This is a genomic window from Maritalea mediterranea (assembly GCF_021568695.1).
GTDB lineage: Bacteria > Pseudomonadota > Alphaproteobacteria > Rhizobiales > Devosiaceae > Maritalea > Maritalea mediterranea.
The window spans coordinates 1,547,430-1,566,218 of the sequence record NZ_JAKGTI010000001.1 but is presented as its reverse complement, the minus strand read 5'-3'; the positions used below and the strand labels follow the sequence as shown (position 1 = coordinate 1,566,218).

18 protein-coding genes and 1 tRNA gene are annotated in these 18,789 nt (G+C 54.3%); 11 read left to right on the top strand and 8 right to left on the bottom strand.

Annotated elements, in window-relative coordinates:
* Positions 1-354: 354 nt before the first annotated feature.
* From bmt to L1I42_RS07550, 6 genes are read left to right on the top strand one after another with little or no spacing between them, the layout of a single operon-like run.
* Positions 355-1,353, top strand: coding sequence for a betaine--homocysteine S-methyltransferase (gene bmt / locus L1I42_RS07575; protein ID WP_236113871.1), 999 nt, complete (start codon positions 355-357; stop codon positions 1,351-1,353).
* A 27-nt stretch (positions 1,354-1,380) separates the two neighbouring features.
* Positions 1,381-2,070: a corrinoid protein gene (locus L1I42_RS07570; RefSeq protein WP_236113870.1), complete on the top strand. Its 690-nt coding sequence runs from the start codon at positions 1,381-1,383 to the stop codon at positions 2,068-2,070.
* 12 nt (positions 2,071-2,082) lie between these two features.
* Positions 2,083-2,700: a DUF1638 domain-containing protein gene (locus tag L1I42_RS07565; protein WP_236113869.1), complete on the top strand. Its 618-nt coding sequence runs from the start codon at positions 2,083-2,085 to the stop codon at positions 2,698-2,700.
* A gap of 1 nt (position 2,701) precedes the next feature.
* Positions 2,702-3,007 (top strand): virulence factor, encoded by a 306-nt coding sequence (locus L1I42_RS07560; protein ID WP_236113868.1) that lies wholly within the window; start codon positions 2,702-2,704, stop codon positions 3,005-3,007.
* Positions 3,008-3,928, top strand: coding sequence for a dihydropteroate synthase (locus tag L1I42_RS07555; RefSeq protein ID WP_236113867.1), 921 nt, complete (start codon positions 3,008-3,010; stop codon positions 3,926-3,928).
* Between the two features lie 8 nt (positions 3,929-3,936).
* A complete protein-coding gene (locus tag L1I42_RS07550; protein ID WP_236113866.1) occupies positions 3,937-5,973 on the top strand; it encodes an ASKHA domain-containing protein in 2,037 nt (678 codons plus the stop codon).
* A gap of 27 nt (positions 5,974-6,000) precedes the next feature.
* Here L1I42_RS07550 and folD read toward each other — a convergent pair whose 3' ends face one another.
* Genes folD through L1I42_RS07525 form a run of 5 tightly spaced genes read right to left on the bottom strand, consistent with a single transcriptional unit; the run spans position 6,001 to position 10,958 of the window.
* Positions 6,001-6,903, bottom strand: coding sequence for a bifunctional methylenetetrahydrofolate dehydrogenase/methenyltetrahydrofolate cyclohydrolase FolD (folD, locus tag L1I42_RS07545; protein ID WP_236113865.1), 903 nt, complete (start codon positions 6,901-6,903; stop codon positions 6,001-6,003).
* Positions 6,903-7,679 (bottom strand): 5-oxoprolinase subunit PxpA, encoded by a 777-nt coding sequence (locus tag L1I42_RS07540; RefSeq protein WP_236113864.1) that lies wholly within the window; start codon positions 7,677-7,679, stop codon positions 6,903-6,905. Before L1I42_RS07540 ends, folD begins: the two co-directional genes overlap by 1 nt.
* Positions 7,676-8,578 carry a 5-oxoprolinase subunit C family protein gene (locus tag L1I42_RS07535; protein ID WP_236113863.1) on the bottom strand — a complete coding sequence of 301 codons (903 nt, stop codon included), beginning with the start codon at positions 8,576-8,578 and terminating at the stop codon, positions 7,676-7,678. Before L1I42_RS07535 ends, L1I42_RS07540 begins: the two co-directional genes overlap by 4 nt.
* A complete protein-coding gene (locus L1I42_RS07530; protein WP_236113862.1) occupies positions 8,571-9,275 on the bottom strand; it encodes a 5-oxoprolinase subunit B family protein in 705 nt (234 codons plus the stop codon). The genes L1I42_RS07535 and L1I42_RS07530 overlap by 8 nt, the downstream gene beginning before the upstream one ends.
* A gap of 6 nt (positions 9,276-9,281) precedes the next feature.
* Positions 9,282-10,958, bottom strand: coding sequence for a formate--tetrahydrofolate ligase (locus tag L1I42_RS07525; RefSeq protein ID WP_236113861.1), 1,677 nt, complete (start codon positions 10,956-10,958; stop codon positions 9,282-9,284).
* Positions 10,959-11,127: 169 nt separating this feature from the next.
* On the opposite strand from L1I42_RS07525, the gene L1I42_RS07520 reads away from it, so the two are divergent.
* The 3 genes from L1I42_RS07520 to L1I42_RS07510 are packed head-to-tail and all read left to right on the top strand — an operon-like array spanning position 11,128 to position 13,802.
* Positions 11,128-12,654 (top strand): cryptochrome/photolyase family protein, encoded by a 1,527-nt coding sequence (locus L1I42_RS07520; protein ID WP_236113860.1) that lies wholly within the window; start codon positions 11,128-11,130, stop codon positions 12,652-12,654.
* Between the two features lie 49 nt (positions 12,655-12,703).
* Positions 12,704-13,330: a Pr6Pr family membrane protein gene (locus L1I42_RS07515; RefSeq protein ID WP_236113859.1), complete on the top strand. Its 627-nt coding sequence runs from the start codon at positions 12,704-12,706 to the stop codon at positions 13,328-13,330.
* A 58-nt stretch (positions 13,331-13,388) separates the two neighbouring features.
* The gene (locus tag L1I42_RS07510; protein ID WP_236113858.1) at positions 13,389-13,802 is read left to right on the top strand and encodes a helix-turn-helix domain-containing protein; all 414 of its coding nucleotides are present in this window, start codon (positions 13,389-13,391) and stop codon (positions 13,800-13,802) included.
* A 24-nt stretch (positions 13,803-13,826) separates the two neighbouring features.
* Here the strand turns inward: L1I42_RS07510 and L1I42_RS07505 are convergent, their stop codons facing one another.
* Positions 13,827-15,230, bottom strand: a complete 1,404-nt coding sequence (locus L1I42_RS07505; RefSeq protein WP_236113857.1) for an alpha/beta fold hydrolase — start codon at positions 15,228-15,230, stop codon at positions 13,827-13,829.
* A gap of 107 nt (positions 15,231-15,337) precedes the next feature.
* On the opposite strand from L1I42_RS07505, the gene L1I42_RS07500 reads away from it, so the two are divergent.
* Entirely contained in the window at positions 15,338-16,123 is a 786-nt protein-coding gene (locus tag L1I42_RS07500; protein WP_236113856.1) for a helix-turn-helix domain-containing protein, read from the top strand.
* A gap of 77 nt (positions 16,124-16,200) precedes the next feature.
* On the opposite strand, the gene L1I42_RS07495 is transcribed toward L1I42_RS07500, so the two are convergent.
* Positions 16,201-16,291 (bottom strand) — tRNA-Ser (locus tag L1I42_RS07495).
* A gap of 71 nt (positions 16,292-16,362) precedes the next feature.
* Positions 16,363-17,331 carry a quinone oxidoreductase family protein gene (locus L1I42_RS07490; protein ID WP_236113855.1) on the bottom strand — a complete coding sequence of 323 codons (969 nt, stop codon included), beginning with the start codon at positions 17,329-17,331 and terminating at the stop codon, positions 16,363-16,365.
* A 234-nt stretch (positions 17,332-17,565) separates the two neighbouring features.
* Here L1I42_RS07490 and L1I42_RS07485 point away from each other — a divergent pair, with 234 nt between their 5' ends.
* The gene (locus tag L1I42_RS07485) at positions 17,566-18,738 is read left to right on the top strand and encodes an FAD-dependent monooxygenase (protein ID WP_236113854.1); all 1,173 of its coding nucleotides are present in this window, start codon (positions 17,566-17,568) and stop codon (positions 18,736-18,738) included.
* Positions 18,739-18,789: the final 51 nt, after the last annotated feature.

Genomic DNA, 18,789 nt, shown 5'->3' with positions numbered 1-18,789 from the left:
TCCAACTCGTGGCATTGCCGCAGGCGGCGAGCAGAGGCAAACTGACTACGAGCGCAACCAGTGCGCGCACATTTTTTGTGGTTTTCTTCATTATCCGCATTCAGCTTTTATGGTTCGAATTTTAACCGTTATTATAACGTATTTTTAGCGCAGTTGCCCACCGTACATTGGGCGCATGGTTTCGAATTGTTTAATCCAGCCCATTTCAAAAACCGCCCGAAGCGTAGTTCATGGTAAAATGCGGCGCAGATGTGGCAGAATAATGGAAAAAATCACTTTTTAGGGATATAAAGGTTTCTTTATATCTCAAATGTGATATGACAACCCAACACTCGCGGACCAAGAAGGATCAGCATGAATAAGCTACAAAAACTCCTGAAAGAAAAAGGCACCTTGCTGGCCGATGGCGCCACGGGCACCAACCTCATTCCGATGGGCCTCGATTCGGGACAAGCACCTGAAGCCTGGAACTTTGATCATGTGGACCGCATTCAGAAGCTGCACCAGTCTTTTATTGACGCCGGGTCGGACATTGTGGTGACCAATTCCTTCGGCGGCACCGCCCGTCGGCTTCACCTTCACGATTTGCAGGATCGCGTCGTCGAGATCAATCGCGCAGCGGCAGAGATTGCTGGTGATTTGGTGGCCAAATCCGGGCGCGAAATTGTCGTGGCCGGTTCAGTTGGCCCCACAGGTGACCTGTTGGCTCCGCTTGGTGAGCTGACCTACGCAGGCGCCGTAGAGGCATTTGAAGAACAAATGACCGGCTTGAAAGAGGGTGGCGCTGATGTGGCTTGGATCGAGACCATGTCCTCCCCTGATGAAATTGACGCGGCCATTGAAGCGGCGAACAAGGTGGGGCTCGACTATGTCGCGACAGCCAGCTTTGACACGGCGGGCAACACCATGATGGGCCTGTCGCCTGCCGCCTTTGCCCAGCAAATGGCTGGCAAGAACCCGCGCCCTCAAGCCTTTGGTTCCAATTGCGGCGTGGGCGCATCTGACCTGTTGGTGGCGGCCATTGATATGGTGGCCAATGCGGATGGCTTGCCAGTTGTGGCCAAGGCCAATGCGGGCATCCCAAAAATCGCAGGCGACAAGGTCGTTTATTCCGGCTCACCTGAATTGATGGCTGACTATGTGAAACTGGCGATGAATTTGGGCGTGTCGATTATTGGCGGGTGCTGCGGCAACAGCCCGGAGCATGTGAAAGCCATGGCCGAGGCGATGCGCGCCCATAATGGCGGCGATGCACCGACGGCGGAAGAAATCATCGAAACGTTGGGGCCGCTTGTGTCCCCCAAATCAAGCAAGAAATCTGATCGAAGCAACCGTCGGCGGCGTCGCGGTTAATTTTCGTCACCTATTGAGGACAATCTTATGGCGGATGAAGAAGACGATATCATTCTATCTGAACTGGACGATGAAGAACTGTCCGAGCAGATGCAGGACGATCTTTATGACGGCCTGAAAGAAGAGATTGAAGAAGGCGTCAATATCTTTCTTGAACGTGGTTGGGCGCCCTATGACATTTTGACCAAAGTGCTGGTCAAAGGCATGAAAACCGTTGGCGATGATTTCCGTGATGGCATATTATTTGTGCCTGAAGTGTTGTTGGCCGCCAACGCCATGAAGGCCGGGATGGCCATTCTGCGTCCCCTGCTCACCGAAACCGGTGCCCCGAAAATGGGCAAAATGGTTGTCGGCACCGTGAAGGGCGATATCCACGATATCGGCAAAAACCTTGTGGGCATGATGATGGAAGGCGCTGGCTTTGAAGTGATCGATCTGGGCATCAACACCGATGTGGATCAGTTCCTCGCCGCGATTGAAGAGCACAAGCCTGATATTTTGGGCATGTCCGCGCTTTTGACCACCACCATGACCTATATGAAGGTTGTGATCGAAACATTGAAAGAAAAAGGCATTCGCGACGAATTGATCGTGATCGTGGGCGGTGCCCCGCTGAACGAGGAATTTGGCGAAGCCATCGGAGCGGACGCTTATTGTCGGGATGCAGCGGTGGCCGTGGACACGGCCAAGCGGTTGATTTCGCAACAGCAGGCATAACAAACGGGCACTATGTTGAGTAATGACGCAGCACATCAAAATGAGACGCCGCGCGTAGGAATAGTTTCCTGCGGCGCCTTGGCGCGTGAGATTTTGCAATTGCAAAAGCAGCTGGGCGGCGATCATTGGCAGCTCAAATTTCTGCCCGCCGAACTACATGCCCGGCCACGGGACATTCCCGCGGCGGTGGATGCAGCGCTGGCCGAAATGGCTGAAGAGTGCGATCAGCTTTTGGTCGGCTATGCTGATTGTGGCACCGCCGGCAAGCTTGATCATGTGCTGGAGAAATATAAGGCCACCCGGTTGGAAGGCGCGCATTGCTATGCTTTTTTCCTCGGGTTGGATGAGTTTGATGTGGTGCATGATCATGAGCCGGGCACCTTTTATCTGACCGATTATCTGGTGCGGCAGTTTGATACGCTGGTGTTCAAACCGCTGGGGCTGGACCAGCATCCCGAGCTGCGCGACGCTTACTTCGGCAATTATACCCGATTGCTCTACCTGCGGCAGAACAATGATCCCAAGCTGAATGAGAAAGCCTTGCACGCGGCCAAACGGCTGGGACTTAGACTTGAAATCCGTGACACAGGTTATGGCGATCTTGAACCGTTTTTGAACAAGGCAAGCTGAGATGAATTTGACCGTTATATATTGGCGCGACATCCCCACCCAAATCAGTTTTGGCAAAGGCCGTAAGGCCAAGAAACGCCCCCTTGCCGACCGCTTCATGGTGGCCGTGGACAAGGCTGCCATGGTGTCTGGCGCCGCAGATGACGATGCCTATCTGGAAGAGTGGCGGCGCGAACAAATCGATATTGGCGATGAAGCGCCGGAAGACGCGATGGAGCGCATCGCCAACGAACTGGAAGCTGAATATCCGACAAAGATTCTTGCACAATTGGCCCAAAATGGCGGCCGCAACACTTTAGAGGCATAAATGACTGTACGCACTGTTTTAAGTTCACCCAACAAAGAAGTGATCATCGGGTTTGACCAGCCATTTTGCGTGATTGGCGAAAAGATCAACCCTACCGGCCGCAAAAAGCTGGCGGCGGAAATGAAAGAGCATAATTACAGCACCGTCGAGAAAGACGCGTTGGCGCAAGTGGCGGCAGGCGCACATGTTTTGGACGTGAATGCGGGCGTACCGCTGGCGGATGAGCCGAAAATTCTCGCGGATTGTGTACAATTGGTGCAATCGCTGACCGATGTGCCCTTGTCCATCGACAGCTCAATCATTGATGCGCTGGAAGCCGGGCTTTCGGTCTATCAGGGCAAACCGTTGGTCAACTCCGTGACCGGCGAAGATGAGAGCCTTGAACGGGTATTGCCGTTGATCAAGAAATATGGCGCCGCGGTTGTGGCCATTTCCAATGATGAAACCGGCATTTCCACCGATCCAAATGTGCGCTTTGAAGTGGCGAAAAAAATCGTGGAACGGGCGCAGGACCACGGCATTCCGAAAGAAGATGTTGTGGTTGACCCGCTGGTGATGCCCATTGGCGCGATGAATGATGCGGGCCGTCAGGTCTTCACCCTATTGCGCCGGTTGCGCGAGGAATTGCAGGTGAACACAACATGTGGCGCGTCCAATGTCGGCTTTGGCATTCCCAACCGCCAGTTGATGACCGGTCACTTTTTAGCCATGGCCGCCTCAAACGGGTTGACCTCAGCCATCATGGGCGCCACCCATAAGGAACAGATGGATGCGATCCGCGCAGCCAATGTGCTGAACGGGTTTGACCCGGATTGTGGCGAATGGTTGCGCGCCAACCGCCCGGCTGCACCTGAAGGTGAAGGCGGGGAATCTGGCGGGGGTCGCCGCCGCCGTTCTGGTCGTCGTCGCGCCCGCGGATAGGAGATTTTATGACCGCGCCCCAAGATGCATTGCTTGTTTTCCAGCCCTCTGGACGCAAGGGACGCTTCCCCATCGGCACGCCCATATTGGATGCTGCGCGTGAGCTTGGCGTTTATGTGGAAAGTGTGTGCGGTGGGCGCGGCATTTGTGGCAAATGTCAGGTGAGCGTCGCCAGCGGCAAATTTGCCAAATTTGGCATTGAAAGCAGTGAAGAGGGCTTGTCACCTAAAGGCTTCAAAGAAGAGCGCTATGATCAAAAGCGCGGCCTTGAGCCGGGCATGCGCCTCTCCTGCTCGGCCACTTTGCAGGGCGATATTGTTATCGACATCCCCGATGCTTTCCGTGTGGCTGGGCAAACCATCCGCAAAGATGCCAATACGCTGGGCATGCTGCGCGATCCCGCGATACGGCTGTGCTATGTGGAGCTGGATCAGCCTGACATGCACAATCCGATGGGGGATGGCGATCGGCTGTGTCGGGCAATTGAGGAACAGTTTGATCTGGAAAATCTGCGCATTCAGCACCATTTGAAGGCCGAACTGCAAAAGATTTTGCGCAATGGCAATTGGGAGGTGACAGCGGCTGTGCATCTGGACGGACCGCAGCCCGAAATCGTGGCGCTCTATGAGGGCCTGAGCGATGAGATGGGCGGTATTGCCGTTGATATCGGCTCCACCACCATCGCCGCTCACCTCACCGACTTGTCGACCGGAGAAATTCTGGCCTCCGCCGGCGTCGCCAACCCGCAAATCCGCTTTGGCGAAGATCTGATGTCGCGCGTCTCTTATGTGATGATGAATGAGCGCGGGCTGGATGATCTCAACACAGCCGTGCTGAAGGCCGTTAATGATCTGATCGGGCAATTGCTTGACATGTCTGGGCGCAAGCGCAGCCATTTGCTCGATTGTGTGTTTGTGGCCAACCCGGTGATGCACCATCTGTTTTTGGGCTGGGACCCTACAGAAATCGGGCAAGCGCCTTTTGCGCTGGTGCAATCGACACCCGTGCATGTGCCTGCCTATGAGATCGGGCTTGACCTGCCCAAGGGCACCCAAACCTATTTGCTGCCCCTGATTGCAGGGCATGTGGGCGCTGACGCGGCAGCCGTGTTGCTGGCAGAACGGCCCCAGGAAAATGTAGAGCCCACACTGATTGTGGATGTGGGGACCAATGCGGAAATCGCGCTTTGGAATGGTACGCAGCTTTTTGCCGCCTCCTCGCCTACCGGTCCCGCTTTTGAAGGGGCGGAAACCTCTTGCGGTCAGCGCGCTGCCCCGGGGGCCATTGAGCGCATTCGCATCAATCGCGATGATTTGTCCTGCCGCTATAAAGTGATCGGTACCGAGCAATGGTCAGATGAAGATGGGTTTGACGAGGCGGTAAAAACCACTGGCGTCACCGGCATCTGCGGCTCCGGCATTATCGAGATTATCGGCGAGATGCGTCTGGCGGGCATTTTGACCGATGACGGGATCATCCGGGCGCCGGAAAGTGAAGCTGAAAAACAGGTTTTGGTGGAGCATGGCCGCACCTGGTCATTTGTGGTGCGCGAAGGCACACCACGGCTGGTGGTGACCCAAAATGATGTGCGCGCCATTCAATTGGCCAAAGCTGCGCTCTATGCGGGCGTCAAATTGTTGATGGATCATGCCCAACTGGAGACGCTGGGCAAAATAAAACTCGCCGGGGCATTCGGGTCTTATATCGACCCGGCTTATGCGATGTTGCTGGGCCTTGTGCCTGATTGCACCGTGGAAAATGTCCGTGCTGTGGGCAACGCCGCCGGCCAAGGTGCACTGCGCGCCTTGTTAAGCCGGGGCGAACGTCGATCAATCGAAGAGACCGCGCAAACGGTCACCAAAATCGAAACGGCGCTGGAACCGGCCTTTCAGCAGCATTTTGTTGACGCGATGGGCATTCCCAATAGCGCCGATGCGTTTCCCCTCACCCGCGCCCATTTCGATATGGGGGCCTTTGTGAAAAAGACCGCAGAAGCAGGCGAAAAACCCAAACGGCGCGGCGGACGACGGCGCGAACGGCGCTAGCCAGCCAAAAGCTTTACTCGTTGCTGTTTATGCCGTGAGATCGCTTGGCGGCGTCAGCCCGTTCGCCAGACATGTGGTGGTGATGGTGTTGGCCAGAAGGCAAGCAATGGTCATGGGACCAACACCGCCAGGAACGGGCGTGATGGCTCCTGCCACTTCTGCCGCTTCGTTATAGGCCACATCGCCCACCAGTTTGGTTTTGCCCTCGCCTTTTTCCGGCGCGTCCACCCGATTTATGCCCACATCGATCACCGTCGCACCGGGTTTGATCCAGTCGCCTTTGACCATTTCAGGGCGGCCCACCGCGGCCACAACGATATCGGCCGTGCGGCAAAGACCTGCCAAATCTTTGGTGCGCGAGTGCGCAACGGTCACGGTGCAATTGTCACGCAGCAGCAATTGCGACATGGGCTTGCCCACCAGATTGGATCGGCCAATGATGACGGCATTCAGCCCTTCCAGCTTGCCCAAATGGTCGCGCAGCAACATCAGGCTGCCCAATGGTGTGCAGGAGACAGGTCCTGGCAGCCCAATGGCCAGCTTGCCGACATTTTCAGGCGTAAAACAGTCCACATCCTTGGCCGGTGAAATGCGTTTGATGATGTTGTCGGCGTCAATATGATCGGGCACAGGCAATTGTACCAGAATACCATTCACATCGTCGCGACCATTCAACTCATCGATCAACGCCAACAGGTCAGCTTCGCTGGTGTCCGCGGGCATCTCATATTTAAATGAGTTCATGCCCACTTCTTTGGTCTGTTTCGACTTGGAGTTCACATAGACCTGACTGGCGGGGTCTTCACCCACAATTACAACGGCCAGCCCCGGTGTCAAATTATGTTCGTTTTTCAAACGATCCACATGTTCGGCGATGCGCTGACGCAATTGTTTGGCATAGGCTTTGCCATCGATGATCTGGGCACTCATCAATTGTCTCCCTGAACGTCCAAAAAGGACCGTATTTCTATATCTTGTTGTTTTAGGGTGTGCACAATGGCCTGCACCATCTCTACCGCATCGGGGCTATCCCCATGCACGCAAATGGAGTGAGCCTTGAGCGGCACATAGCTTCCATCCATGGCCAAAACGCCTTGTTTATGCACGATATTCTCAACATGGGCGATCGCTTGGTCGATATCGTGCAATACCGCCCCCTTCATGTCACGCGGCGCCAAGTGGCCCTCAAAAGTAAAGGCACGATCCGCATAGGCTTCGTCGTAGGCGGGCAAACCGTGGCGAATGGCCGCCATGGTCTGTTCAGTGCTGGCGAGAGCTAAAACTGGCATTTCAGGATCAAATTCCTTGATGACACGCATCACGCGATCAGCGATTTCTGCATCTTCGCAGGCCATATTGGCCAGCGCGCCATGCACTTTCACATAGCGTATCTTGGCGCCCTCTTCCTCGGCGATTATTTGGAAGCGCTCGAGTTGCCGCAACAGTTGGTCGCGCAATTCCTCAAAGCTCAAATCGAGCCGATCGCGACCAAAATTCTCTTTATCTTCAAAACCGGGGTGAGCACCAATCGCAACATTATTGGCAAGAGCCAGTTTAATGGATTCGCGAATGGTCTGCTCGTCGCCGGCATGACCGCCGCAGGCAATATTGGCGCTGGAGATCAGCGGCATCAATTCCTGGTCGGTTCCGGCACCCTCGCCCAAATCCGCATTCAAGTCGATGCTGGTAGGAGCCGTTTGGGTCATAATAAATAATGCGCTTTCTCTAGACTTATTGATTGAAATTTTATGCGCGTGTTTGGCCGCAATTGGGCCGCACGGTCAAGGTCTTTATCTATTAAAGTTGCGATGCGCGGATATCCCCCCGTGGGTTGATGGTCGCGCATCAGGATGACCGGTGTGCCATCGCCCAAAATTTGAACATCCCCTGGCACCACCGCGTCCGAAATCAGGTTCAACTTTTCCATGCTGGCAAAGCGATCATGCGCATCCACCAAACGAACGCCCATGCGGTCGGTCGATGCAGAAATCTGGAACTCATGCTCAAACAGGTTGTGCCAAATATTGGGGCCCAACAAATCGGCGTGCAACCCGGGCAGGACTCGCAGAGTGACAACCGGATCAGGCTCCTGCAATGGTGGGTCCTTCACATGTTGTGCCGCGGTCAAAACAGCGCCCTGTTTAAGCGAAATTTCATCGCCGATGGCCAGCGCGCGGCCACTTAGCCCACCAATTTGGGCCGCAAGATTTGTGGATTTGCTGCCAAGAAGCAGAGGCACATCAATGTCGGCAGCAAAACGCACATACCCATACATGCCGTTTGGGCCGGTTTGAATGTCCACCTTATCACCATCGTGCAACTCGGTTTTGACTGGCCAATTTTGTGCAGCACCATTAATGCTGAGCAAAAATTCACCACCAGCCCCCGCCATAGCCATTGCTGGCCCTTCATAGGTGAAGCTCAGGCCCAAAAATGTGAATTCGAGCCCCGTCGCCGCGGCTTCGCCCAGCAAAGTCAGGCATTGGTCGAAAGCTGGGCGGTCCATTGGCCCGCTGGCAGATAATCCATATTGAAGACCATTTGTGCGCCCAGCATCCTGCACTGTCGAATGGGGTGATACGCGCTGAAGCGTCAACTTAGCCATGTGTCACCTCCACCGCATTCAGTTTGACATTATGTCCCGGTCGCAACTTCACAGGAGGATCTCGGGACACGTCAAAGTTGAGCAAATCACAATGGCCAATCACGCTCCATCCTGTGCGGATCGGCACGGCGGTGATCGCTGTTTGACCCGCCGCAAATAAAACTGACCCTGCAGGAATATTTTCCTTTAGAGCGGTGCGCCGGGGAAATTCTCGCCAGCATTCATGCAGGCCGAGATAGATGAACCCGGGGGAAAACCCTAAAGCCAGTACATCCAGAACTGACGCGGTGTGCGTGGCCACGAAATCGTTCGGCGACGTTTCAAGCTGGGCACACACTGACTCAAAGTCGGGCCCCTGCTCACCGCCATAATGTACATTGATCGTGACCGGTGAGGTTTCCATAGGCGGCCGTTCGCCAACCAAATCAAATCGCGACAACATCAATTGCAGTTCTTGTCGCAACCGAGTGAAGCTAATGGTTTTCGGATTATAGCGCACCAAACACGAGAGCAAATTGGAGCTGACCCCCTCAATATGGGGGGCCAATTTGTCCTGCACTTGTTGGGAAAACTGAATCGCCTGTCGGTTGGCCTTTAGGTTTAACTCGCGGTCGAACACCACCAAGATGGCTTTGTCGCCTAAGGGCTGCAATTTGACCCGCGGACCGCGGGTTTGTGGCAATTCAGGTTCCGGCATAAGGCTTTAAAACAATCCTTCAATACGGCCGCTTGGATCCAACTTAATGGCTTCGGCCGATGGGGTTTTTGGTAAGCCGGGCATGGTCATGATTTCCCCGCAAATGATCACAACGAAACCGGCGCCAGCAGACAAGCGAACCTCGCGAACCGGAATTGAATGGCCAGTAGGCGCCCCGCGCTCATTTGGATCGGTCGTGAAGGAATATTGAGTTTTCGCCATGCAAATGGGCAAATTGCCATAGCCTGCTTTTTCCCAATTCTTCAGCTGCGTTAAAATCTTTTTCTCCATCACCACTTCGTCTGCTCGATAAATCTCTTTAGCGATGATTTCAATTTTGCTCGCCAAACTCACATCATCAGGATAGAGCGGTGAGAAGCTGCCGTCAAAACTATCGATCATTTCGACAACATGTTCGGCCAGCGCCTTCGTGCCATCCGATCCATTCTCCCAATGCTGGCACAAAATGGCTTTGGCGCCCTGCGCTTCCACATAGGCTTTCAAGGCATCCACTTCGGCGTCGCTATCGGTCACGAAATGATTGATGGCGACGACGGCGGGCACGCCGAACTTTTTGATGTTCTCCAAATGACGACCGAGATTGACGCAGCCTTTTTTCAGCGCCTCAACATTTTCATCGCCTAGTTCATCTTTGGAAAGTCCACCATTCATCTTCAATGCCCGTACGGTGGCAACAACCACAACCGCATCCGGCGACAAGCCAGCTTTCCGGCATTTGATATCGAAGAATTTTTCTGCGCCCAAATCAGCACCAAATCCGGCTTCGGTTACCACATAATCGGCAAGTTTCAGGGCGGTTTTTGTGGCGATAACCGAGTTGCAACCATGCGCAATGTTGGCGAATGGCCCGCCATGGATAAAGGCGGGATTGTTTTCCAAAGTTTGCACCAGATTGGGCTGCATCGCCTGCTGCAGCAGCACGGTCATGGCACCATCAGCCTTGATGTCACGGCAGTAAACGGGCGTCCGGTCACGGCGATAGGCGACGATGATATTGCCGAGCCGGCGCTGCAAATCTTCAAGATCATCAGCCAAGCAAAGAATGGCCATGATTTCTGAGGCTACGGTGATATCGAAACCGGCCTCACGCGGGAAACCATTGGCGACACCGCCCAGCGAGGAGACGATGGACCGCAAAGCGCGATCATTCATGTCCATCACGCGTCGCCAGGTGATGCGGCGCACATCAATTTCTTCGTCATTGCCCCAATAGACATGATTGTCGATCATGGCCGATAGCAAATTGTGAGCCGAGGTGATGGCGTGGAAGTCGCCGGTGAAGTGCAGATTGATATCTTCCATTGGCACCACCTGGGCGTAGCCGCCGCCCGCAGCGCCGCCCTTCATGCCGAAACAGGGGCCAAGTGAGGGTTCGCGGATGCAGATGGCCGCCTTTTTGCCAATGGCGTTCAGCCCGTCGCCCAATCCAACGGTTGTGGTGGTTTTGCCTTCCCCTGCCGGGGTCGGGTTAATGGCAGTCACCAGAATCAGCTTGCCATCTTCGCGGTCAGCTTGTGATTTGATAAACTCTTGTGAAACTTTGGCTTTATCATGCCCGAACGGCAAAAGATGTTCGGATGGAATGCCAAGCTTCTCGCCAATTTGCGCAATTGGCTGCTTACGCGCGGCACGCGCGATTTCAATATCAGATTTATAACTCATGTCTGTCCCCACAGATTTTTTGACGCGATTAAACGCGTTCATTTTGTAATTGTCCAGCCCATGACCGGTGCCGCCGTGTGTGGACAATGAAGATATGTTGATCTTTGTCGAGGCGTCGTGCGTACATCGCAAGGTAAAATAAATTTCTCACCGCCTGCTGGGACCTTTTATGCGCAATCTGATTTTGATTCTTGGTGATCAGCTCTCCCGCGACCTGAGCAGCCTGCGAGACTTTGATCCGTCACAGGACCACATTTTGATGTGTGAAGTGTGGGAAGAAGCCACCTATGTGAAGCATCACAAAAAGAAGATCGCCTTTTTGTTTTCGGCCATGCGGCACTTTGCGCAAGAGCTGGAAGCAGAGGGTTTGCCCCTCACTTACACCAAGCTGGATGATCCCGACAATTCCGGCACCTTTTCCGGCGAGGTCGAGCGGGCCATTAAACGGCTGTCGCCACAAAAACTGGTGGTCACCTTTCCCGGCGAATATCGGGTGCTGCAGGAAATCGAATCGTGGTCCACACGTTTCGACGTAAGTGTCGATATCCGGGAGGATGACCGCTTCTTTGTCACACCGGATGAATTCGCCGATTGGGCCAAGGGCCGCAAATCGCTGCGCATGGAGTATTTCTATCGGCAGGTGCGGCAAGACCACAACATTTTGATGGATGGCGATAAGCCCGAGGGCGGCAAATGGAATTATGATCAGGACAATCGAAAGCCGCCTGAAAAAGAGATGGATGTCCCTGCCCCATATCGCGGGCAGGTTGACGACATCACGAAGGATTGCCTCGACGTGGTCGCCGACCGATTTGATGATCACTTTGGTGACCTGGAGCCATTTTATTTTGCAGTGACGCGCGATCAGGCGCTCTATGCGCTGGATAAGTTTTTTGCGGAGCGCTTCGGTCAGTTCGGGGACTACCAAGACGCCATGGTGCAAGGCGAGCCATGGATGTTTCACAGCCATATCAGCTTTTACCTCAATTGCGGCCTGTTGCATCCGCGCGAGGTCGTAAAACGGGCCGAGATTGCCTATTATGATGGTGATGTGCCGCTTAATGCGGTGGAAGGCTTTATTCGGCAAATCCTGGGCTGGCGCGAATATGTGCGCGGCATTTATTGGCTAAAAATGCCAGACTATGCCGAGGAAAACGCGCTGAATGCCACGCGGGACCTGCCTTGGTTCTTCTGGACCGGTGAGACGCACATGAACTGCCTGCGCCAATGCATTCTTGAAACCAAGCAAAATGCCTATGCGCACCACATCCAGCGATTGATGGTGCTGGGCAATTTTGCTTTGTTGGCCGGACTCGACCCGAAGCAGGTCAATGAATGGTATTTGATCGTTTATGCGGACGCTTACGAATGGGTGGAACTGCCCAATGTGACCGGCATGATCCTTTACGCCGATGGGGGCGAACTGGCCAGCAAGCCCTATGCTGCCGGGGGTGCCTATATCAAACGCATGTCGAATTATTGCGAGAATTGCAGCTACAAAGTCAGCCAGAAGAACGGCCCCAAGGCTTGTCCGTTCAACTATCTCTATTGGGATTTCTTTTTACGCAACAAGGACCAACTCAAAGGCAATCCGAGGCTCAACAACGCTTATGGCACGCTGAACCGCATGAAGGATGAGAAGATCGAGGCGATCCGGCATGATGCACAACGGTTTTTTAGCACGCTTGACGACTAGGGGGCTGTGTCGCCTATAGTTTCGCCAAATCTATTTTTGGCAGTTTCTTATGCGTATTTCCAAATATTTGTCGTGGGCTGGACTGAGCCTCGGCATTGCTTTTTTGTTGCTACAATCCGGCATTTCGCTGCAATTGCGCCTCAGCAAAGGTGACAATCTTTTGGGGGCGCTCTGGTTTCTCCTAAGCTTTTTCACCATCCTTACCAATATCGGGATTGTGTTGGTGCATGTATCCGCTCGCACAACGGCAAATGCGCTTAACTGGTTTCGCCAGCCCTATGTGCGCTCCATGTTTGCCGTGCTGATCCTTGTGGTGATGCTGGTTTATTACTTTGTACTGGCCCAGCTATGGCAGCCGGAGGGCCTGATGGCCGTGGCGGATATCGGGCTGCATTATGTCACGCCGCTGCTCTATCTGGCCTGGTGGCTGCTGCATCGGCGCATAGAACCGGCGCACATGGGCGAAATGTCGAAAATGTTGGTCGTGCCACTGGTCTATTTGGTGTGGGCGCTGGTGCGCGGTTTGATTGTGGGAGAATACCCCTATCCCTTTATCAATCTGGATGTGCTGGGCTGGTCGCATTTTCTTTGGAATGCGACACTGCTGTTTGTCGCCATTGCCTTCCTTTATGGCCTGTTTATTGCGCTGGAAAAACACCTGCCCGCGCAAAACTAGCCTATCGGCAACTGGCTCCTACTGCTAAATTCAAGTTCACTTGAATTTGAGGTACGCCATGATTGATATTGCTCAATTGTCGAAAAAGACCGGCCTGCCGGCCTCCAAGCTGCGCTATTATGATGAGGTCGGTCTCATCCAATCCGTGGGCCGCAAGGGTTTGAAACGCCTGTTTGATGCGGATGCTGAAATTAGGTTATCGCTGATCGCGCTGGGGCAAAATGCTGGGTTCTCGCTTGATGAGATCAAGGCCATGTTCGGCGCGGGCAATGTAGCTGCGCCGCAGGTACAGATTGATCGCGACAAGCTGCGCGACAAGGCGAATGAGATTGACCGCAAGATTGAACGGCTGGTGGCCATGCGCGATGGCCTGCTGCATGCGGCCGATTGCCCGCACCCCGATCATTTGCATTGCCCCACCTTTCAGCGGCTGATGAAGGTGGCCAGTTATGATCGGGCGCGCCGGGGGTGAAGCTGACGCCCCACCCCAAACTATTTAGCCTTTGATTTGCGCCACAAATCCACAGATGGCTTCGACCACAAAGGCAGGCTCATCCAGTTGAATAGTATGCCGCGCTTCAGGCGCGATGGCGTGGATTGATCGCGCTGATAGGCTGGCCAGTTCAGCTTGCAATTCATCCCAAACCCGTTGGGTTTCGTCGCAAGGCACGTCAACGCCAAACTGTTCGCCGCAATAGGATTGCGCGCTGCGTCCGCCTGTGATCACCAGCAGCGGCGTATGGCCAAGTGGTGCAGTATTGGCCACCGCATCTGCGAGGGCTGGCACAGCCGCGAAATGCGCCTCGGCGCTATGATAAAATTGCAGGCTGCGCATGGCCCGATCCTGCAAGGCCAATTGTTCGGCACTGGGCAGCGGATCGGCGGCGGGCAGATCGATAAAGCGCAAGCCGCCCGTATAGGCGATGGTTTTGGCCATGCCCAACAGCTCCACCGCTGCCGCAGTCGCCTGTCCAACCTCTTCAGGAAAACGGTCCCATTGCTCTTCATGGGCCGCCTCCACCAGCACCAGCCCGGCGACACGCTCCGGATATTGGTCGCGGTAAAGCCGCGCCACATAGCCGCCAAAAGAATGCCCGAGCAGGATATACGGCCCCGTTTCGCCAGATTGCGCCAGTAATTGATGCAGATTATCCACCAGCATGTGCGGCGTTATTTCAGACTGTAGCGACCCGCTCCAGCCGAATCCAAAACGGTCATAAGCGCAAAAGCGAGTGGTTTGGGCGATTTGATCGCCGACTGATTGCCAGTGCAATGACCAATTGGTCACCCCCATATCTGCGATGATGGTGGGACCGCCTTCACCGCGGCAGTGAATATGGATGCGCTGGCCATTCACCTCATATAGCTTGCCCGGCGCAGGCGGCATGTCCTCAGTTGCCGCCATTAGGCCAGAGATCCCCGCCAACAATGAAAAACTCAATCCCAACAGCGCCGCCCCAACGGCGCCCCAGCGCCATTTGCCTAGTTTGAACGGACCGGCACCCGCTTTCATATGCTGCACCGCCCGCCATTGGGCCACGCCGAAGCCACCCACAATCAGAGCGATCCCCGCAATAAGCGCCAGACCCAGCCCCGTAAACTGACCGGCACAGAGCAACAGGATCAGTGCGCTGCCCAGCACCCAGGAGGCATCGGCGCCAATGAATACCCAAACAATCGGCACAGTAATCGTGCGACTGCTCACCAGCACAAACAGGATCGCCGCATAAAACAACAATCCCAGCCCCAGGCAGAAAAAGAGTGCCATTTGCCAGGGCGCCTGGGTGGCAAACATGGTGGCGATCAGCCCGTCCAGATTGATCAGGATGATCACGCCGCACAGCAGCGAAAAGGCGCCATTACCGCCCAAGATCACCCGAATTTTTTGTTCAATTTGCATTGGCCATTCCTTTCATTAGGTGGCCGCACTCTAGGCATGATGACGTAATCATAACAATTACCAAGAAGGTAATTGAATTCAGCATCGATGCGGCATAGGCTGTCGCCATGGCCAAAAAAACACGTTCTGATTTTTCTTCACTGCTTAAAGATTGGCGGCAGCGTCGCCGCTTCAGCCAGCTTGACCTCTCGCTCGAAGCGGGCCTGTCGCAACGGCATTTGAGCTTTTTGGAAACCGGACGGGCACGCCCCAGCCGCCAGGCCATTTCCCAATTGGGCGTGGCGCTGGACATGCCTGCAGGGGAAGTAGACAATATGCTGATGGCCGCTGGCTTTACCGCCCGGTCGGATGCCACGCAATGGAGTGCACAAGAGCGCGAGGCCATAGAACAATCAATTGACCATGTGTTGAACGGTCACAACCCCTACCCGGCTGTCTCAATCGATTGTTTGTGGCAGGTGCAAAAAACAAATAAGGGCGCTGATGGGTTCTTCGCCCTGTTCGGGCTGGATCCAAAACCCAATCTGTTGCGCGCCTTTTTGCAGCCCGGCCCGTTGCGCGCGTCAGTGGTGAATTGGGATGAAATGGCGCAAACACTGATGCGGTTGTTGCACTACGAACTGGCCCGCCACCCGAATAAGCCCGGCACTGCAGATTTTCTGGCCGAGTTGAAGACCTTGCCCGGCGTGGCCACACTGCTGGACAAGCCGATCACCGACTATCCCGCACCGGTGTTGACCATTCATATCCGCATGGGGGGCGCAGATCTGCGATTCTTCTCCCTCACCGCCACCATCGGCGCCAGCACAAACGCTGCGCTGGATGAATTGCGGCTGGAAACCATGCTTCCCGCCGACCAAGCGACGCGCGACTGGTTTGCGCGGAATGTTTAGGGGGGCGTCAGGCGCAGGACAATCCAATTGATAACATGCGCGGCTAGAAATAAAACAATATTTTAGAAAGGATAACATGGCGGGTGGGGAGGGATTCGAACCCCCGGAACGCTTGCACGCTCGCCGGTTTTCAAGACCGGTGCATTCAACCAGCTCTGCCACCCACCCGCAATGTGAGAGGTGATCTATCGCACCTTGCGATCAGTTGCAAGGGGCTAAAGACCAATCTCATCAAAAATTTACGGCAAAATAATTGTCGAGCCAGTTGTTTGCCGATTTTCCAAGGCGTTATGCGCTTTGGCGATGTCTTTCAGGTCGAATTTCTGGCCGATATTCACCTTCACCACATTCTTTTGAATCACGTCGAACAAGGCGTTCGCATTGTTGACCAGTTCCTCATGGGTGTTGGTGTAGTCGAACAGTTTTGGCCGCACCACATAGAGTGAGCCTTTGCGCGACAAAATGCCGAGATCGGGGATTGAAACCGGTCCGGTGGCATTGCCGTAGGACACCATCAGGCCGTGGGGCTGTAAACAATCGAGACTTTTCTCAAAAGTATCCTTACCCAGAGAATCATAAACCACGGGCACACCCTTGCCATCGGTTGCCTCGCGCACTTTTTCGACAAAGTCTTCATTGGACAAGTTGATGACCACATCGCAGCCATTTTCCTTGGCCAGCGGCACCTTTTCATCGGAGCCGACGGCGCCGATCACATAGCCGCCCAGATGCTTGCCCCATTGGCAGAGAATCGACCCCACCCCGCCCGCTGCGGCCTGGACGAACATGGCATCACCTTTCTTCAACTTATAGGTGAGGAAAAGCAAATAATGCGCTGTTAAACCTTTCAAAAGTGATGCTGCCGAAATGTCGTCGGAAACGCCATCTGGAATGGGAACCAGCTTGTCGGCGGCGATATTGCGGTGGGTGGCATAGGCGCCAAGAGCGCCACAATAGACCACACGGTCGCCTGATTTGACGTTGGTGACGCCCTCACCTACCTGCTCTACAATGCCTGCAGCCTCCATGCCCGGCGTGAACGGCTTTTCGGCCGGATAAAGCCCGGTGCGGAAATAGACATCAATGAAGTTGAGGCCGATGGCGGTGTGTTTGATTTGCACCTCGCCTGCGCCGGGTGTGCCCAGTTCAAAATCGACCAGGTTGAGTTGTTCCGTGCCGCCGGTTTGATTGATCACAATCTTTTGCATGAGGTGTCTCCCTTTTTGATCTTGCGCATATTGGTTGCGCAGCTTGCAGCTTTATATACCGAAAGAAAAGGCCGCCCTGCCCAAAAACCGCACTTTTGGCGCGAGAATTTCTGGTGCGCAGCTTATTCAGGATATAGCAACACTGGCGCTCGTCTAACGAATAAATGCGACAATTTCCCCTTAGCCATTTGTCAACGGATCAGCCATAATCAGCTTCAGATTGTGAGATGATTTATGACCGTTTATGACATTGCAATTGTAGGGGGCGGCCTGACTGGCGCGGCGCTGGCCGGGTTGTTGAAAGCGCGTGGCAATTCCATCGTGCATTTTGCGCCGGCGATGGAGAAGGATTACCGCACTTCGGCCTTGATGATGCCGACTGTTGAGTTTTTGAAAGAGACAGGTCTGTGTCCCGATCCGGATTCCTTGGGGTATCCGCTGCGCCAAATTCGCATTATCGACGCCACAAAACGATTGTTGCGTGGGCCTGAGGCGCTTTTTGACAGCCGCGAAGCGGGGCATCCGCAATTTGGCTATAACTTTCCCAATGCAGATTTGCTGCCACGTTTCCAAGCATTTGCAGATGATCAACCGGGTGAAATCACCAAGGTGGAAGCCCGCGTGGGGCTGATTGACCGGCAAGCTGACGGTGTGTTCGTGATCACTGATGCGCATCAAAATGAACATCGGGCACGGCTTCTGGTGGGGGCTGACGGCAAAAAATCGGTCGTGCGCCAACAGTTTGGCTTTGAAGTCGATGAAGAACAGTTTGGCCAGTCCGCATTGGTGTGTGACTTCGAGTTTGAACGCCCAATTGGCGATTGCTCGATTGAGTTTCACTATGAAAACGGCCCGTTCACACTGGTGCCAGCGCACAATAACAAGATCAATCTGGTCTGGCTGGATCAGCATAAAGTGCTGAATGAGGCGCTGGCGCTTACGGACGAGAAGTTTGAAAAGTTATTGGCAGAAAAGGCCAACCATCTGTTTGGCCACGCGAAATTACTGACCAAACGTTTTGTCTTCCCCCTCTCCAATTTGCATATGCGTGTTGCGGGCAAAGATGGTGTGGTGCTGGTGGGCGAAGCGGCGCATGCCTTCCCGCCCATTGGGGCGCAGGGCCTAAATTTGGGGCTGCGGGATGTTAAATCTTTGATTGAGGCGATTGATGCCATTGTGCCTGAAGGTCAAGCGATTGGGCGCACCGAGGCAGACCGGATCAGCGCCAGCTATGCGGCCAAGCGCACACCCGATCTGATCAAGACCAGTGGTTTTGTGGATGGGTTGTTCAAGTCGCTGTTGTCGGACTTTCTGCCCGCACAGCTTTTGCGGCTGTCTGGATTATGGGCACTCAAATCTGTGCCGCCGCTTCGCAAGCTGGCCTTTAAAATAGGAATGGGGCGCTAAACAGCGCCCCAAACATCCAAGAAATTCAGCTATAATTTTAGCAAATTACAG

Excerpts from the sequence above, each read along its gene's own strand:
- L1I42_RS07540 (WP_236113864.1), bottom strand. The coding sequence starts at position 7,679 with ATGACCCAAACGGCTCCTACCAGCATCGACTTGAATGCGGATTTGGGC.
- L1I42_RS07570 (WP_236113870.1), top strand. The coding sequence starts at position 1,381 with ATGGCGGATGAAGAAGACGATATCATTCTATCTGAACTGGACGATGAA.
- folD (WP_236113865.1), bottom strand. The coding sequence starts at position 6,903 with ATGAGTGCCCAGATCATCGATGGCAAAGCCTATGCCAAACAATTGCGT.
- L1I42_RS07555 (WP_236113867.1), top strand. The coding sequence starts at position 3,008 with ATGACTGTACGCACTGTTTTAAGTTCACCCAACAAAGAAGTGATCATC.
- L1I42_RS07500 (WP_236113856.1), top strand. The coding sequence starts at position 15,338 with ATGGCCAAAAAAACACGTTCTGATTTTTCTTCACTGCTTAAAGATTGG.
- L1I42_RS07530 (WP_236113862.1), bottom strand. The coding sequence starts at position 9,275 with ATGCCGGAACCTGAATTGCCACAAACCCGCGGTCCGCGGGTCAAATTG.
- L1I42_RS07550 (WP_236113866.1), top strand. The coding sequence starts at position 3,937 with ATGACCGCGCCCCAAGATGCATTGCTTGTTTTCCAGCCCTCTGGACGC.
- L1I42_RS07535 (WP_236113863.1), bottom strand. The coding sequence starts at position 8,578 with ATGGCTAAGTTGACGCTTCAGCGCGTATCACCCCATTCGACAGTGCAG.
- L1I42_RS07525 (WP_236113861.1), bottom strand. The coding sequence starts at position 10,958 with ATGAGTTATAAATCTGATATTGAAATCGCGCGTGCCGCGCGTAAGCAG.
- bmt (WP_236113871.1), top strand. The coding sequence starts at position 355 with ATGAATAAGCTACAAAAACTCCTGAAAGAAAAAGGCACCTTGCTGGCC.
- L1I42_RS07515 (WP_236113859.1), top strand. The coding sequence starts at position 12,704 with ATGCGTATTTCCAAATATTTGTCGTGGGCTGGACTGAGCCTCGGCATT.
- L1I42_RS07505 (WP_236113857.1), bottom strand. The coding sequence starts at position 15,230 with ATGCAAATTGAACAAAAAATTCGGGTGATCTTGGGCGGTAATGGCGCC.
- L1I42_RS07510 (WP_236113858.1), top strand. The coding sequence starts at position 13,389 with ATGATTGATATTGCTCAATTGTCGAAAAAGACCGGCCTGCCGGCCTCC.
- L1I42_RS07565 (WP_236113869.1), top strand. The coding sequence starts at position 2,083 with ATGTTGAGTAATGACGCAGCACATCAAAATGAGACGCCGCGCGTAGGA.
- L1I42_RS07485 (WP_236113854.1), top strand. The coding sequence starts at position 17,566 with ATGACCGTTTATGACATTGCAATTGTAGGGGGCGGCCTGACTGGCGCG.
- L1I42_RS07490 (WP_236113855.1), bottom strand. The coding sequence starts at position 17,331 with ATGCAAAAGATTGTGATCAATCAAACCGGCGGCACGGAACAACTCAAC.
- L1I42_RS07520 (WP_236113860.1), top strand. The coding sequence starts at position 11,128 with ATGCGCAATCTGATTTTGATTCTTGGTGATCAGCTCTCCCGCGACCTG.
- L1I42_RS07560 (WP_236113868.1), top strand. The coding sequence starts at position 2,702 with ATGAATTTGACCGTTATATATTGGCGCGACATCCCCACCCAAATCAGT.